Annotated in this window: 17 protein-coding genes; 4 read left to right on the top strand and 13 right to left on the bottom strand. The window is 54.3% G+C overall.

Going from position 1 to position 15,816, the window contains the following annotated elements; all coding sequences use genetic code 11:
- Positions 1-43 precede the first annotated feature (43 nt).
- From N8E89_RS09245 to N8E89_RS09220, 5 genes are all read right to left on the bottom strand, one after another.
- A complete protein-coding gene (locus tag N8E89_RS09245; RefSeq protein WP_262259699.1) occupies positions 44-649 on the bottom strand; it encodes an HK97 family phage prohead protease in 606 nt (201 codons plus the stop codon).
- Positions 646-1,929 carry a phage portal protein gene (locus tag N8E89_RS09240; RefSeq protein ID WP_262259698.1) on the bottom strand — a complete coding sequence of 428 codons (1,284 nt, stop codon included), beginning with the start codon at positions 1,927-1,929 and terminating at the stop codon, positions 646-648. Before N8E89_RS09240 ends, N8E89_RS09245 begins: the two co-directional genes overlap by 4 nt.
- Positions 1,929-3,827, bottom strand: a complete 1,899-nt coding sequence (locus N8E89_RS09235) for a terminase large subunit (protein ID WP_262259697.1) — start codon at positions 3,825-3,827, stop codon at positions 1,929-1,931. The genes N8E89_RS09240 and N8E89_RS09235 overlap by 1 nt, the downstream gene beginning before the upstream one ends.
- Positions 3,790-4,152: a hypothetical protein gene (locus N8E89_RS09230; protein WP_262259696.1), complete on the bottom strand. Its 363-nt coding sequence runs from the start codon at positions 4,150-4,152 to the stop codon at positions 3,790-3,792. Before N8E89_RS09230 ends, N8E89_RS09235 begins: the two co-directional genes overlap by 38 nt.
- Positions 4,153-5,054: 902 nt before the next feature.
- Positions 5,055-5,717 (bottom strand): hypothetical protein, encoded by a 663-nt coding sequence (locus N8E89_RS09220; protein WP_262259694.1) that lies wholly within the window; start codon positions 5,715-5,717, stop codon positions 5,055-5,057.
- Between the two features lie 194 nt (positions 5,718-5,911).
- On the opposite strand from N8E89_RS09220, the gene N8E89_RS09215 reads away from it, so the two are divergent.
- The gene (locus tag N8E89_RS09215; protein ID WP_262259693.1) at positions 5,912-6,109 is read left to right on the top strand and encodes a hypothetical protein; all 198 of its coding nucleotides are present in this window, start codon (positions 5,912-5,914) and stop codon (positions 6,107-6,109) included.
- Positions 6,110-6,520: 411 nt separating this feature from the next.
- Entirely contained in the window at positions 6,521-6,892 is a 372-nt protein-coding gene (locus N8E89_RS09210; RefSeq protein ID WP_262259692.1) for a hypothetical protein, read from the top strand.
- Between the two features lie 239 nt (positions 6,893-7,131).
- On the opposite strand, the gene N8E89_RS09205 is transcribed toward N8E89_RS09210, so the two are convergent.
- Entirely contained in the window at positions 7,132-8,568 is a 1,437-nt protein-coding gene (locus tag N8E89_RS09205) for a hypothetical protein (protein WP_262259691.1), read from the bottom strand.
- A 128-nt stretch (positions 8,569-8,696) separates the two neighbouring features.
- Here N8E89_RS09205 and N8E89_RS09200 point away from each other — a divergent pair, with 128 nt between their 5' ends.
- Positions 8,697-9,341 carry a hypothetical protein gene (locus N8E89_RS09200; RefSeq protein WP_262259690.1) on the top strand — a complete coding sequence of 215 codons (645 nt, stop codon included), beginning with the start codon at positions 8,697-8,699 and terminating at the stop codon, positions 9,339-9,341.
- 13 nt (positions 9,342-9,354) lie between these two features.
- Here the strand turns inward: N8E89_RS09200 and N8E89_RS09195 are convergent, their stop codons facing one another.
- From N8E89_RS09195 to N8E89_RS09170, 6 genes are all read right to left on the bottom strand, one after another.
- Positions 9,355-9,828, bottom strand: a complete 474-nt coding sequence (locus N8E89_RS09195; RefSeq protein WP_262259689.1) for a hypothetical protein — start codon at positions 9,826-9,828, stop codon at positions 9,355-9,357.
- A gap of 611 nt (positions 9,829-10,439) precedes the next feature.
- On the bottom strand, positions 10,440-11,261 hold the full coding sequence (locus N8E89_RS09190) for an AAA family ATPase (protein ID WP_262259688.1): 822 nt from the start codon (positions 11,259-11,261) through the stop codon (positions 10,440-10,442).
- Between the two features lie 116 nt (positions 11,262-11,377).
- Complete coding sequence (locus N8E89_RS09185) at positions 11,378-12,244, bottom strand: DUF7146 domain-containing protein (protein ID WP_262259687.1); 867 nt, start codon at positions 12,242-12,244, stop codon at positions 11,378-11,380.
- 243 nt (positions 12,245-12,487) lie between these two features.
- Positions 12,488-13,192 carry a hypothetical protein gene (locus N8E89_RS09180; protein WP_262259686.1) on the bottom strand — a complete coding sequence of 235 codons (705 nt, stop codon included), beginning with the start codon at positions 13,190-13,192 and terminating at the stop codon, positions 12,488-12,490.
- Positions 13,189-13,410 (bottom strand): helix-turn-helix transcriptional regulator, encoded by a 222-nt coding sequence (locus N8E89_RS09175; RefSeq protein WP_262259685.1) that lies wholly within the window; start codon positions 13,408-13,410, stop codon positions 13,189-13,191. The genes N8E89_RS09180 and N8E89_RS09175 overlap by 4 nt, the downstream gene beginning before the upstream one ends.
- Entirely contained in the window at positions 13,411-13,728 is a 318-nt protein-coding gene (locus tag N8E89_RS09170) for a hypothetical protein (RefSeq protein ID WP_262259684.1), read from the bottom strand.
- 203 nt (positions 13,729-13,931) lie between these two features.
- Here N8E89_RS09170 and N8E89_RS09165 point away from each other — a divergent pair, with 203 nt between their 5' ends.
- The gene (locus N8E89_RS09165) at positions 13,932-14,471 is read left to right on the top strand and encodes a hypothetical protein (protein WP_262259683.1); all 540 of its coding nucleotides are present in this window, start codon (positions 13,932-13,934) and stop codon (positions 14,469-14,471) included.
- A 121-nt stretch (positions 14,472-14,592) separates the two neighbouring features.
- Here the strand turns inward: N8E89_RS09165 and N8E89_RS09160 are convergent, their stop codons facing one another.
- Positions 14,593-15,534, bottom strand: a complete 942-nt coding sequence (locus tag N8E89_RS09160) for a tyrosine-type recombinase/integrase (protein ID WP_262259682.1) — start codon at positions 15,532-15,534, stop codon at positions 14,593-14,595.
- Between the last annotated feature and the right edge of the window lie 282 nt (positions 15,535-15,816).

Here is a 15,816-nt window from a genome sequence, read left to right as displayed (position 1 = left end):
GCGGGCTGTAGGATGGTGGGTTGCTGGTGCGGTTAGGGAGCGCCTAACTTTTGGTGCGGACCTTTAAGTCAAGATCCATGGAAAGCCGCGCTTTTGTCTGCGCAGCCCTAGTTGCCGGCGCTGCCGGATCTGGTTTCGTGGGATGCGCATCGCGCCATTCCTGTAATGAACGCTTACCGATTTCGGTGTCGTCGTAGGCAGGCCATGCAACGGCAGAAACTTCTGCCAGCTCAACTGCCTGGATGGTGCGGACAGGTGGGTCGATAGTCTCGTCCCACAACTCCTTGGTAACGCGGAAGCCAAAGCTCATGCCGCTGATGTCACCGCGGGTGACCAGTTCCCAAAGGTCGTTGCCGTCCGATGTGTTCGGAACGTCAATCTCCACTTTCAGACCGTGAGCATCTTCGGCCAGCCTTAGCGTTCCTGACTTAGTACGCCCAATAACGCGGCCGGTGTCATGGTCAACCAGCGCGCGTACGTCTGCATTAAGCTGGCTCGAAAACGAGCCTGGTGCGATAGTTTCTGTAAACCACCCGCCAATGTCGGCGGGCGAGTTGAAGACGGCCGCGTAGCCTACAAGCGTACGAACGCCTTCGGCTGCGCGAACCTCGACACCCGCCGAGGCTGAACGCTTCTCAATCTTAGTCATGCGGCGTTAGCCTCTGTGTTTGTGTTGTCGTTCGCTGGTGCAGCCTGCTTGGTCATGCTCTGCATGCCGAGCGGGACAGTTGCGCCCTGGATATGAAGCTTTTCAGCCTCACCGCCCTTGGCTGGCCAATTCTCCATGCCGCGAATTTCGTCGGGCGTGTTGATGGCGTTCTGCACTGCCTTGGCATAGCCTTCCATGCGGGTTTTGAAGTCGCCGCGCATGAGCGCATCGAGGTTAAACTCGCAGAATTTCGTGCGGTTGCGAGCGTTGAACAGTTTAAGGTTCAGTTCCTGCTCCCACGCCTTGAGCCATTGCGACAGCGTGTGCTTCACGAAGTGAAGGTCCTGCTGCTCAGTGTTGGAGAACGTGCCGTGTGTCAGATCCTGCAAAAACACTGGAGGAAGGTCGAATACGCGGGCAATCTCTTCAATCTGGAAGCGGCGAGCCTCTTCCATTTGGGATTTTTGCGGATCGACTCCCACTGGCTTCAATTCATGGCCTGAAGGCATGATCATGACGTTTCGGCGCTCAGCATTGGCGGCTTTAACCGCGTCCTGAACGTCTGAAGCAGCCCTCGATGCGGCTCCAGGCGATGGCATGGGGCCATAAAGCGCCAGAGGAGGCACGCCGCCATTCGCAAAGAACTTCTGAGCATATTGCTCCAGAGCGATAGATAGCCCGACAGCGCCCTTCAGCTTCGAGATTGGGTCTATGTGAGAGACACCATCAAAGCCAATCATGAAGGGAATGTCGATGATTTCCTCTGCACCATACACCACCTGGCGGGAGCCATCCTGGTAGATGTACCGCTTCTTGCCATCGTTGCGCTCTACCGTCGTTTTGCACGGATCAAGCGGCCAAAGGTTCATCACCCTGCCCGCCTTGTTACGCTCGATAAACGTATAAGACCTGCCCTTAATGAGCGTATTGACCATGCAGTACTTGCGCCAGGCAAACGAAGTCCATTCAGGATTCGGAGCATCGTGCAGGATTGCGTAAAGTGGGTCTTTATCCGCCGTATCTCTTCCGCCTTCGCTCTTGGTAAATACCTGCAGTGGCAGAGCAGCTAGTGTGCCGGCAATGAAGTTTACCGCACACCATACTGCGGGAACCTCAAGTGCGGTTTCCGATGTGACCGTAACGCCTGCCACGGAGTTCCATTCTCCGAAAAGCGTTTTCCACGCCTTAACATCGGACAGAGAAACGGTGGGATTCTCGAGCGACGCCCGAACTTCCGCGGCCTGCCTTTCGGCAGCGCGTTTCGTAGTAAGTCCAAACATCAAATCACGCCTATCTTAAATTCGGGGTCTTCCCATGGGGAAACTTCAGGCGGCAAAACCGCAGAGCCGTCGACAGCAGCGCCAATTGCCATACAGAGAGCTAAGGCAACGTCGATACGAACCGAAGCCTTCTGCTTGACGAACCACCTGTTGCCTTGTGGATCACTATCGAAGGTTGCGCCCATAAGGGCGGTCATCAAGACCGGGCTCATCCGAAGCCGAATCCGACCATCAATGATGGCGTCCTCAAGCTCCGTAACCGAACCAGGCATCCACAATCCCTGTGGCGCAGGAAGTCCGGCAGCCTTTGCTGCATCCACCTTCGCCTCATTTGGCTTGGCTCTGATCTTTCCGCCCTGTGGGTGTGGAACGTGCTCAACCTCAACACCAAGCGCGTCGAGCTCCTGACGGAACTTGTCGTACGCATACCGATCGTATGCGATGCCTTGGATATTAAATATTTGATCGAGTTGCTGGACACGTGCCGCCACAAAATCCAACCGGATTCTGGGGCCAGGTGGCGCATTAAGCCAGCCGTCTTCAACCCATTGGCTGTACGGTGCTTTGTCGGCAGCTTCTCTGACTTTCAGTGTGTCGCCTGGTGTCCAAGCTTCAACCCAAGCATCAAACGTCGGCAGGTTAGCAACAGTGCCATCCTCCCGCTCCATCGCCTTAAAGCCTGTAGGCACTACACCAGCGAGCGCGGTCATATCTTTTGATCCCGATAAGTCGGCACCCAAGAATACGTCGGCCCCAGCGTGTTCCTCCTCGGGGTCGAAGTCGGCCATTACCGATTCAACCGTCGCTCTGGCCATCCAAGCCTTGTCGGCATCAGTCCAGCAGCAGAAGTGGAGGCGTAGAATACCGTTAAGCTTGCCAGGCATTTGCTTGGCTTGCGAAACCACGCCGGCCAAATACGCGTCCGTCAGGATCGTACCCAGCAGCGGATTAGCCTTTTTCCAGCAAGTTGGATCCTCTAATGGATCATCACCCTCATCGAGTGCGCAGACGTAAGCGAACGTGCTGTCGTCAATCGCCTCACCAACGTATGTGAAATCATCGTCCGGCGTCGGTGTGCCAGCCGCCACGTTCACAGCATGCTGGTGCTCTTCCCAGCAGACCGAGTTGCGATCGCTGCCTGAGTTGGTGATCATCAGAAGCAATGGTTGCTGGCGAAATTTAAAGCCCCGCTCGAGCATTTCCATCGTGCCGCGGTCTGGGTGTTCGTGCACCTCGTCGCAGAGTGCGAAATGAGGACGCAAACCGGAACCAGTCTTACCAGCCTCTTTCGACAGGGGTCGGAAGAACGACTGGCTACGCAGATGCGCAATGTTGTATTCCTTGCCAGGCCCGCCGCTGGTCGATGTGCGGCCTAGGAGGTCAGGAGACTGGCCACGCATTTTGACGGCGTCGCGGAATAGGATTTGAGCCTGATCCTTGGTAGCGGCTGCCGCAAAGCACTGTGCACCAGGCTCTTTGTCGGCGGTCAATCCGTAGAGTCCAATTCCACCAGCGAACGGGCTTTTGCCGTTGCCTTTACCTTCCTCGACGTAAACGCGACGAAAACGACGCTTGCCGGTCTCGTTCATCCACCCGAATATCGAGCCGATCTTGAATGCTTGCGATGGATGCAACAGGAAAGGACGACCCTCAAACTGGCCTTCGCTAAGCTTTAGCTTCTCCTCAAAGAAGCGCATCGCGCGTTGGGCTGCGGCATCATTCCACTCTAGTCCGCGCTCTGCACCTGTGCGCAGATCGTCAAAATGACGCTTGCAAGCGTTCCGAACATGCGGCCCTGCGACTTCAACGCCATCAATTACCGACTGAGCGTATGCACTCACGCGATCAAGTGCCGGCGTCTCAGTCGTCGAAGATATCGTCTTTTTCTTCGTCTTCATCGGGCACCGTGATCTTTGAGGCGTCGGCAGGAGTCGCGCCCATCTGACCAAGGCATTGCCTCAGCAAGTTCATCGCCTGAACGCCTACGTCCTGGTTGGCCATGATGCGGCCCTGGATGTTGGCAGCCATGCCGACCAACATTCGATGTGACTCGGTGAGCCACGGAATTTCTTTTTGGAACAGCAGCCACGCAGAACGAGCCTTGCTGGTATCCGTGTCGGCCAGCCACTTGGGTGGGGCGCCAAGCGGACCATTCGGCTTTGGTTCTGTGCGCGATTTGAAGCGTTTGGGATTTCGTTTATCGGTGGCCGTGATAGCCGCCAAAGCGCGCGGCTTTCGTGGGGCAGCCATCGTCTATTCTCCTAGTAGGGTCATATTTTCATCTGTGGCAGCGTGTAGGTTCGGGGAACGGCGGTCCGCGGCAGGAGCAGGTCGTCGAAACCCGATGCACCCCTCCCCGTTATGCAGGCCATCCATCGGCGCGGAATGTCACAACAGTCTGGCCAAGGTCCTCGCGCTGGCCTCGTGAGGCGTGGCACGGCTTGCATGTTGAGATGAAAGGGCCGGACCAGAAGAGGTCTACACTGCCCCGATGCGGGGTTGCGTGATGGCATTCGGTCGCTGCTTCCACGACTTCGCGTTCGATGCACCACTGGCACAATGGTTGCTGTGTTAGCTGGTGCTCTCGGATGCGTCTCCAACGCGCTGTTTTATAGAGTTTGCGGTAGTAAGCGGCTTCGGCGCTGCGGTGGTCCGGCTTCGGCATCTTGCTTCCTTGCCTGTTGTCGATATCTTGTTGCTCTCGGGGCGGGGGGTATCAGCGTGAAACTAGAGCATTCGCGATTTGACAGAGGCATGGGCGACAGAACGTCTAATGTTTGGTTGCGACACACAGTTGTTAGCCATGAGATGGAACCAAAAGTTGTAATCGACTATGGAATTGAGTTCGGAGCGGAGTTCACACATTCGCGAGGTAATATTGAAATGTCGGTTTCCGTGCACCACAAGGATTTCGACAAAGTGGTTCAAAGCATGATGGAGGCGGACAAAGCAGCCACTCTTTCTGCATTCATGAAGTATCTCAAATCAAACCTGAAATAATCGGCCTGCCTGGCTAAGGGTCGCCTTGCGCATTTGGGAGCTGCCGCGACGCCTCGAACGCCGATCTCGCTTGCGCGATGTTCTTCCCGCTGAACTACGGCGGCGTAGGGATTGGTTGCTTTGACCTAGTCGAGAACATCCGTGATTAGGATCTCGGTGGCGGGCTCTTCAGGCATTTGAGGAAAGCCTGCTGGCATTTCTGGTCTGTGCTTTGCGGGGGCTTTCGAAAACTCAAACTTAATTTGAGCCGCGGAGAAAGCCCCCATGATTGCGCGCGCTTCCGACGTTATATCTTCGCCGCCAGAGAATGACGTCACACGTATACCGGAAGACGGTCTGTTAGATACCCCCAACGCCTGCCCAAACCGAACCTGCCACCCTGACCGGGTCAGTGCCTTTTCAATCTCGCGAGCGAACTTCTGCGATTTTTGAGCGGCCATGTCGAGCATGAGCGACACCACACCGTGATGGGCATTCAAATGTTGAACGAGCGTGTTTCTTTGACCTTCGGTCAATTCTCGTGGCTCAAGCGCTGCAAGCCTAGCCTCTAAGTTAGAAATCTTCTGCTTTGCTTCGTCCGGCGAAGCTCCTGATAATTTCTGCTTGTAATCGTCAATTGTTTCTTTGAGCGCAGCGATACGCCCGTCTAGTAGGGCGGTCTTCTCAGCGCCGAGAAACCTGGCTACGAGAAATCCAACGGCTAATGCGAAGCAGACCAAGGTAACAAACGCCCAAGGCGCTGCAGCAAGGGAAGCCCAATTGTCCTTGACGAAGTCGATAATCTCCATAAACGATCAATACAAGAACCGTAACAAATCTCCACCTAGTAGAAAAGTTACGCACATCCAAATATAGACGCGGGCCGCTCAACCATCCTTAGACAGGAGCGGCCGGCCTAACCGCTGGCAGCGAGAGGCGCCATAAAGCGCGGCTATTTATGGTTTGATGCTACTCTGGTTCTAATTCATCTAGGAGAAGCACGATGTTCAACCCTAACGCAGAAGTACGGATATTCATCGCAGATGAGTTTCTTACCAGCACAGTCAAGACGTTCGATAATGCCAGGGACGCGCTTGCCGCTATGAGCGAGCATTCAGTCCTCCAGGTAGATGTCGACGGATACGGTCCAATGATCCCAGATGAGTTTGTTGCTTATTGTAAAGAGCTCGGTTTGGGATGACTGAGGGATGGAGTCGAACCGACTACCTATCCTTATCTTGGATTGAGCGATTCTGCCCCATTGTTACAAGGCTACGCAAGGCTTGGGTATGGCGTTAGGAATGGGTCTGGGTATTGGTATTGGCGCGATGCTTGGCAACATGTTGTTTGACAGCATCTCGATTGGGATCATTGTCGGCACGGCGCTCGGTGCTGCGGTGGGGTACATGTTGTCCAAATGATGCAGGACGCTCGTAGAGCGGGAGAGGTACGATTAGCTATCTGCGTTGTTAGGGGTGCAAGCGTTGCGATTTGGCCTGCGTCAACAACCCGGATCTATGAACACCTCGTCCCACAGTTGGGAATGAAACAAATTAGGAACAAAAGGCCCGTAAGTTAGTTTCCTCCTCATAACGAAGGAGGAGAATTCCAAATGAAATCCATTGCTTTGATTATAACCGCTATAGCAGCTACAGCTTTTGCATCCGGCACGGCAATTGCTGCATGCCCTGATACAACGGGTTCCGTAAAAAGTGAAACCAAACAGGGTATAGCAAAGGACGGCACACATGCTCCGATGGAAAATGCTGCCAACAGCGAGACCCAAACGGGAGCAGCAAGCACTGGCACAACAACCACCAGCGCAGAGGCCGCTAAGAAATCCGGTAAAACAACACCCCTCGCCGAACAGGGAGGCACTGTAGACAAAAATCTGGCTACCTCGGGGCAGGACGTGATGGCTCAGCAAAAAGGTGATAAGACAGCCGCCGCGGAAGGCGAGGCTGCCAAGGACTGCATAGAATAGACTCACCGCAGTCAAAGAATGCAGGACGCTCAACGACAACCACTGCGGAGCGTCCTGCGATTCCTGATGGCAGCGGGAGGTGCGCGCCAACGGAATTGTTACCCCTGCCGTAGGCAAGGGTCGCCGCCACATATACTGAGCGTGCGAATGGGCGGAATGCAAAAGGGCCGCTCGAAAGCGACCCTGTGTTTTTACTGCTTCCTCATTTGTAGCCGCTGGCGGCTGAGGGTACGGTACTGTCAGGCTGCGCTGGCAAGCTCCTGCATATTGTTGTCGTTGTCTGCAACGTGCAGGCGCTCAAGTGTAGCGAGGTCATGCCAAGCCCATCGAAGGGTTGCTAAGGCCCTATGACACAGTGCTTTGCCGACAAGGTCAGGCTTGATGGAGAAACCTTCCTTCCTGCCAATCTGTGTCATCGTATAGCCTGCGAGGGCTGCATCCTCGAATGGCGTGAGCAACGGACCTAAAGTGGCGCGCAAACGCCCTAACGTCCTCTTGGCATCGATTTGAGCCTCTATCGCGGACGCACTGAAGTTCTCGTGCAGATTGTCGTAGCCTTGATAGTGACCACTATCGGATTCACCACTCGCATCGACAGGCTTCTTCCTGCGAGCGGCAATGTCCGTCTGGTTGCCTTTGACCCGCACAACCTCGTTTTTGTAACGGATTTCTCCGCGAGGAAGTTCAGGCCATTTGCCGTCGTTTTTCGCGGCTATTGCTGCTGCATCTTCTACATCCTGCTCAGGCTTCAGGCGCTCGCTACGCATCTGGACATTTATGCTGGCGTCGTATCCATGCGACATACCCTGCACAGGCTGCATTGCGGCCGTAGCAGCTAACTTGCGATAAGCCAGTACAAGAGCGGCGAATTCCTCATGGCCTTCACGCTTCAGGTTGGTGAGAAGCGGGCAATCATTGCCGCGATGAGGTTCGCAGTTAGGATCGCCGATCGCCTGCCTCTTTGCTATAGCGCGCACTAGCTTGGCAATGGCTTTGGTTTCATTACCCTTCTCACCGTGTACAGCAGCGTAGCGCTCTCGGCCGGCTGCGCGTTCTTCTGGTGTAGATGTGGATGGCGTATGCGATGCCAAGCGTGGCTTCTTGTTCTGAAACCATGGCTTCTCAATGCTGATTGATTCAGCCTTGATCAGTTCTCGAGGCGCCTGGTCATAGATGCCTTCGGCATTTTTGAAGGGTGGAAGCTTCTGGCGCATAGAGGGCGCATCTGTGCCGCTCCATGCAAAGCCACATGGTCCCGTTGGCATCGGTGTGCGAAAATTCTTAGCTTGTGGTGGATGGCGGGCTGCGAGGTCTTTGAGGAATGCTGTGTATTTGTCGTCGTGTGAAATGGCGTCGACGTTATCGTTGTCTGCAGTCGGCATGGATACTCCGGAATTGGAGTTTCTAGAACGGGCGCAAGGTGCGCGGTGCTGGATGGTAAACCATCGTGGTTGTGGAATGTTAGATTTATAGCATATGCTATAAAAAATGTCAAGAGCTATCTTGTATTCCATACGGAAATACGCAGGATAGTTGCCTTTGGATTTTTGAGATACCGGATTGGACGGCAGTCGTTGTGATTTACTTGTCTCGCGTCTACTAACCGGCTTGGGCAAACTGAATGATTCTAGGTCGAAGCCGAATGTTGAATATTGAATCTGTCTCACATCGATCAAAACTATGGTGGATGGTCTGGGTACTCGGGGCCATTGCGTTGTTCTTGCTATTAAGGGGCATCTCAATCTATGCCGACTGGTGTCCACCTAGGCGGTGCCGTTCCATCGTATTGTCCGACTTTCGAGACTTGCTGAAATTCGAATGGATATATCGATACCAGACCCTCCTCGGTGGATTAGCAGCGCTCGGGGCGGCTGTTGTCGCTAGTCGACCTTTTTACCGGCAGATTGCTGAAATGCGGAGACAGTCCGCTGCCTCGGCTATTCCTTTAGTGAAAGAAATTGCTGTCGAGGTGGAGGTGTTCTCCTCTAAATTATCCATTGCGACGCAAAGGCTATCCCGCGCTTCGCATCTTATGGAAAGCTACGACGACGACGATCCCCATGACAGCTATCAATGGTGGCCTACTGCAATGTATGAGCTTGGTAGCGACATCACGAGTACTCGAGAACTTATTCTCGCATGGATTGATAGGGGTCACTATGAGCGATACGACCAGCTTACTAAGGGCCATCAGGCACTTGATGCACTCCACGCGGCGACCAAGAACCTGGCATATGCCTTCCGCGCACATACAATCGGACCTGACTATGAGCACGGCGAGCACGATGTTTCCCACGACCTCGCCAAGACATATCGCCAGACGATGTGGGAGGCGTTTAGCGCTTGGAGTTCGTGGTATGAAGGCTATATCAACATCGTGTTACACGACAGGCGTCACGCATGGACGCGGGTGCGACATCTGGAAAATCTAGCTACAGCGATAGCCTGAGCAAGGTTGACGGTTAATTATGTTTCGCCAATTCCTTTTTGTCCCAATCGGCTGGTTTGGTTCGGGTGAACTTCGGGCTCGGTAGGGGTGTGTCGAATATCGCTTCGCTCCAGTCGTTCGGTACGCATCCGAACTCCATCTCCTTGACAGCAATCCTATTGCGCATGGCCTCGGCAGCACGCTGGCGCTCCTCTTCGGCAACAGAGCGGGGTACGCTTGCCGAATACAACAATTCCAATTCTGCGATCCTTGCCAACAGTGGCGCCTTAATCTCGTTGATCCGCTTCTCTAGAACCCTGAGTGAAAGGTCTTTCATCTCTCGATCGGACTTTTTACTGGCCCACGTCATGACATTGCGGATGGATTTTGCAGTTAATTTGCCCTTGCTGATCTCGTCGCACATAACGCGGGCGGCGTAGATAATTGGATCCTCATGATCGAGGCGTGGTGTCTTTTCTGTAAAGTGCATGGTGATTGTTCCTTCCATTTTCGTGATTTGTCCGGACAAAGCTAAAAGTCCGGTCAGTATTGCTGACCTATTTTAGCCCCATTCTACAAGGGTTTTGCCCCGGACATTTGGACAGGACACCTATAAGGAAAATGTCTATGTGTCCGTCCGCTGTCTTTCCAAAGCTTTGGGCTACATCACTTCGGAAAATATCCCCCACTTTAGGGTGGGGGGTATATATTTTGCCCTGCGGCTGTGTTTTGTCTTTCCGGACATATCCTTAAATGTCCGGTCCTGTCCGTATCTGTCCGGCTGATTTCAGTCTGGCTTCAGCTTCCAAATCCAATCAAACCCACCCCAATTTCCAGCGGCATACTCACCAGAACCAACGGCACGCTCGAGGCTGCGTCCCATTGCTTTGCGAACCGCTTCCACTCGCTTCATCGGGTCGTCATGATCGGAGATGTATCTCCGGTTGAACTCGAGCATTAGGTCCTGCTTGGTGATGGCCCTGACTTGCGGTGCCGTTGCCTCGCCGTGGACGTGGACCACCTGACACTTGTCCGTGAGTGCAGCAATGAACAGAATCCCTAAACGGGATATCGGCCTTGCTCGTTTTGGTGCGCTTCGGCGGATCCTTGCCATGCGTGTCAAACTTCGAGGACAAGCGTGGTGATTTCGGATCCATCGTCACGGGCACCGATGGCAATAGGTGAAGCCTTGATCGCGGCGATAGGTCCCTCTGGTGCGTCTCGGCTCTTGGCTAGATTCAGGAAGTGATCCTTGGTTAGGCCGGTAATCTCGTCCCGCTCGCACGCCAGCATGAGTGCGAAATCAGCACCGGCACGCGCATTGGATGAGCCGCGAAGACCCGCGCTGGCGTTCTTGCCGGCATGGTGAACGAGTATAATGACGCAATCCAATTTCGTTGAGATTGGCTGCAGGGCGTCGAATATCTTCTGCCATGCGCCAGGGTCGTTCTCCTTATCCTCCGGGATCATGCCCGCGGCGGCCACCGTGTCTATGATTACGGCAACCAGTGGAACATCGAACCGCTTGCGCAGATGGACAGATGCTTCAGTCAGGCGAGTCTCAAGAGCAGCGTAAGCAGCCTTGTCTGAAATGGCGCCCATTCCCGTCAGAAGATAGAACGGCAACACCTCCGCCGGATCGTCTAGCCGTGAGCGCCTGGCCTTCAATCGGCCGTCAATGGTGCCCTCGCCTTCTGCAGCAAGGTAAACCACTCCACCGGTTCGTTCGATTCTGCGGTCTGCCAAGGGCTCCCCCGTCATAAGGCATGTCGACGCATGAATGCCAAAAAAGGTTTTGTATGCGCCGGATTGACCACCGAAGAAACCTACGCCCGTGCGCGGAATGGTATTGCGGACGAGCTCCGGTTTTGGTGTGTATGGACGGTCGTCGCCGATGAATACGAGCGTGCCTCGGCCGTTGTCGTTGGCTGGTTCGGGCATGCCTCCAGTTGTTGCGAAATCAACGCTTAGGACCTTTGGCCTTTCTTGCGGTTGCGGTTGGGTGGTTTCGACTGGCGAGTTGCTCTTTACGTAAAAGCCTTTTGGGAGGGGCGCCATTATGCTGCCTCTTCCAGGATATCGGCGAAGTCCTTGCCCATGTCGGCAGGCATGTTGATGGTAACAGCCCTGCCCGCATCGTGCCACCTTCGACCGCACGCATTCGCCGCCTTGACGCCTGCCCCCTTGATGTCATTGTCGGCAAAGATGGTCAGGCACTCTATACCGGACAGGACGGGGAACTCCTTCATAATTCCAGAAGTCATGGTCGCCCAGATCGGTGTATGGCCAGTTGCTAGAGCCGTCTCGATACCTTCAGCGATGGCCAGACCGTCTGTTACATCCTCATCACCCCACAATCGGATCACGCCGCCCTTAGCTCTTCCGAGCATTTTACGGTCAATCTTCTTTCCTTCCGATGTCAGGAACGTCCTGTGAATGCCGGCTGGCTCTCCACTGATACTATCTGTCACCAGAGCTAACATTGTCGGATGAAAGGCGTTGGTGTTCGTGTATTTTATCGATGGATGAAACCGCAGCGCTTCTCCTTCATACGTGAGGCCGCGCCCTGCCAGATATGTTTCGGCAATAGTGCCCGATATTGGCTTGGCCTGAGCCCAAAGTGATAGACCGTAAGAAATCCTCTTCTTCTCGTCGACCAGCATGGAAACGTCAATTTCTGGAGTTTCACGAATTGGAACTGGGCGATCGTCGGAAAGACCAAGCAGTGCTTTCACATGATCACGGCAGTCCTTAAAATCATCGCCGGCAAAGCTGTATGTGACGAACGAGCCGTCATTGTTGAATGTGACTGATAAACTGCGGTCTGTTCTTCCGTGGCCAGGCCCGGGGCAGAGAACGCGGTTGCTGCCTGCAACATTGCCGCCGAGTTGATGCGCGTAGTATGTGAGATTACCGGCTGACATGGGCTGGATTGCCTTTCAAGATGGCGCCTGCGGCGCTTGATATTGCGATTGCTAACTCTGGGTGAAACGAAGCGCTGTGTTTTCCGAGAGCCTTCGGTGCCAGGATCCGATAACCTCCACCCGGAAGCTCCCGTAATGCGATATTGTAAAGCCGACAATGCTCGCTAAGCTCAACATCTATGAGCGCAACGGTCTTATCGCCCGCGCCCCCCGACGCAGGTCGTATGTCCAGGATTCTCATGGCTATGCAGCCACCGAACTAGTCGCACCAGCGGGAAACGCCGTGAATTTGGAATCCGGAGCCACACCGACGATAACGCCGTCGATTACATCTATGAGGAACTCACGAAACAGCAGTTCCTCAGTATCGTTCCAATTGACGCTGCTAAGGTTGGTGCCGACTGCTACATGATATGCCCTACGTTTGGCATGGTCGTGTTCACTGCCGAACTTGATGCGCACGACATCATGCAACTTCCGCGTGATGAACTTGCCGCCGATAATTTCGATATAGAAGAGTTCAACATCTTTACCGCTGGCGTCGGTTAATGTTTCGGTTGCCTCAATCCAGGCCCGATGCACGCCGTCTGTGATTTCGGATGCGGGGTTGCGTATGCCGTATTCAGCAAAGTAAGGGTTTGCACCTGCCAGGCAAAGTTCGGCCCACATTTTAGACGCGGCAACGTCGCCGGCAATGATTTTTTGGTCGCGACACGCTGCGCGCGCTTGAGTGGGCGTCATGGTACGGTTGCTGCCCTTGTGGTCGGTGCCAAACACGGCTTGAAGCAACTTGTTCTCAGGCGTGATTCTTCTTGTGGCTGTCACGTGGTTGTTCCTCTCTTCATCAGTTAGGTTTTGGTTTTTTAGATAGCTCTTACGGACAGTCCCGCGGGAGTTTGTCATCTTCCGAGAACCGCCCAAGGCGGCGCGTCGTACTGCGCGGTTCATGCCGCTGCCCGAGCGTCGATGCGGGCATTGTCGTTGTCGCCCCACGTCTCTTTACGCGACTTCGAGGCGAGCCATTGGTCGAGCACGTCGGTGCTATAAATGACGGCACGCCCCACCTTGAAGTATTGAGGTCCGCCGCCGAAGCAGCGAAGTTTGTCTAATGATGATTTTGAGAGACCCACGTAATCGGCAGCCTCTTTGACGCGAATGTTTGGCATTCAGCTTCCTTGCGATGTTGGTTCGAATTCGGAAACAATTGCTTGGATCACAGCGTCAACATTGGATGGCTTGTGCTGAAAACCCACCGCGGCCAATTCACGTGACTGCACTTCGTTGAAGTGCTCTGTGGCAATGGACTGATCTTCCGACAGCTCATCGTAGCGATCGCTTAACGGTTGATCCTCACCGCCCTCCTGGGCCAGTTTCTCAAGCAACTCCACTGCGGCGGCATTGCGCCAGTCGCCTGGGTATTTCTTCGCGGTACGGCGCCGCCAATCAGCGGTCTTCTTTAGCTCAAAGCTAAGTTCATTGGTCATGCTCTCTCCTTTTTTGGTCCGCGGTTCTGTTGCGGTCATTTCTTAATTAGTACTTTTTATATCGATTGTAAAGGTATCGATACTAAAAATACCGAAACAAATTTACACAAGGGGAATTCACGTGTACCTAACCTCAATGAGAATCACCGAGGGCGCGCCAAACAGCGCGAAAACAGATGGCAAAACCGGGAGAGCTCGCCGAAATGCTTGCGCGTCTATTTTCAGGCGATTCAGCAAGCATTCGGCAACAAGCGCGCGAGTTACGAGACGCGGGCCTCATGAACAAAGAAAAAGGTGGGCGTGGAATAGGATCCATGACGCCAAGGGACGCAACCAACCTGTTGATAGGGGTTAGTGGCACTTCCAGGGTGAAAGACAGCGCTCGCCCGGTATTGAACCACGGTCGGATGATGGCAAAAGAAGGGGCGTGGCAATTACCCTTCTTCAAGATACCAGAACTCACTGCGCTAGGCGAAGACCACACATTTGCCGATGCCATCGAGGCCCTCGTGCGGTCTGCATCAAGTGGAGCAATGCAGGAAGCCTATAACAAGGCGGCTGGTGGACAATATGTCGATGTTGTGAATGAAATCACACTGCCCGTTCACTTTGAAATCACCTTGCACGAGCCCTTCGTCTGGTCGTCGATCGAGATTATCCAGATGGACTACGAAAATCCCGATGGAGGATACAAAGGGGTGTCGGAAAAAGAGAAACTATGGCCGAGCCAAGCGATTGGATGAAAATAGTCTAAGTTTCGACCCCCCACTCGACACGTCATTTCACAGTGATTTGCGCCATCGACACACCTTTACGCACAAAACGATTGCTGCGATCGGCGATTTGCTGAGGGGGTGAACGGGCTCACTTGCCCTCCTCCATAGCCTTTTCAATTTTATCGGAAATCGCGTCCGCCGCCCGCCGTACCGGATCCGCGTCGAGATGTGCATAGCGAGCGGTCGTCGCCGCCTGGGAGTGGCCCAACAGCTTTCCGATTATCGGAAGCCCCATACCGCCTCCTGCGCCAACGCTCGCAAATGAGTGGCGGAGGTCATGCAGCCTGAGCCCGTCGAGGGCAGCACGTCGCCTGATCATAGCCCATGGCCGCTTCAAGTCGGATCGCGGTTTCTCATCTTCCTGACCAGCCGACTCCGATGCGATGACGTAAATACCTACCCGCTCGATACTGGTCAGCACATCTTGCGCAACTCGTGACAACACCACGGTTTTGCGTCCAGTCTTCGAATCCGGGAGGAAGAGGAGGCCGCGCTCAAGGTCCACATCGCGCCACGCAAGGTGCAGAATTTCGCTCAGTCGGCAGCCTGTGAAAATGAGGAGCCTGATTGCTCCTGCTGCCCATTTGTCGACAACAGTTCTCCGGTTTTTCTTTGGCGTATGTTTCGACGTTGACTCTTTCCACGCGATGCCGATGGTTTCCGCTTCGCGAATTGCTTCGCCAAGTTTCGCCATCTCGGTCGACGTTAAATACCTCTCGCCCGAATTGTCAGGGAACTTTGTAACCGTCGCGACAGGATTGTCCTTTCGAATATTTTCAGACATTGCCCACGTAAAAATTCCGCCTAGCAAACGGACAGTTCGTGTGGCTGTACCTTTTCCGCCCTTGACGATAGAGCGGCCGCGCTTCTTAGTTTTGATGTCTGTGGCGGTCTTTCCATTGGCGACGTCGCGTAAAAATTTCGAAATGTCCTGCGACGTAATTTCGCCAACACGCTTCGAGCCTAAGAGCGGTTTAATATGGCGCTCGATCCGCCCGCGATCGGTGGCGATGGTACTCGCCTTCTTCATCAAACACCCTTCGAGTAGATACCGATCGCACAGTTCGCTCATCGTGATTTCTGCGCGCTCCGCGCTCCGCAAGTCCGCAGGGTCTTCTCCGAGTTCGGCGCGGGCTAGCAGCTTTTTGGCAGCTTCGCGCGCCAATTCGGGATTAAGTGTTGAGGGGGGAGCCTATGACCATGCGCTTCTTCGGAACCGCACGCCCCCCTGCGCCTGGTCGATATTCGACTATCCAAGAACGAACGCCGGTGGGTTGGATCTTAAGACCGAAACCAGTCAGGTCGTCATCAT

Source organism: Phyllobacterium sp. A18/5-2, from assembly GCF_025452215.1.
Lineage (GTDB): Bacteria > Pseudomonadota > Alphaproteobacteria > Rhizobiales > Rhizobiaceae > Phyllobacterium > Phyllobacterium sophorae.
The sequence above is the reverse complement of the archived record's forward strand: the minus strand, read 5'-3'. Positions and strand labels throughout refer to the sequence as shown.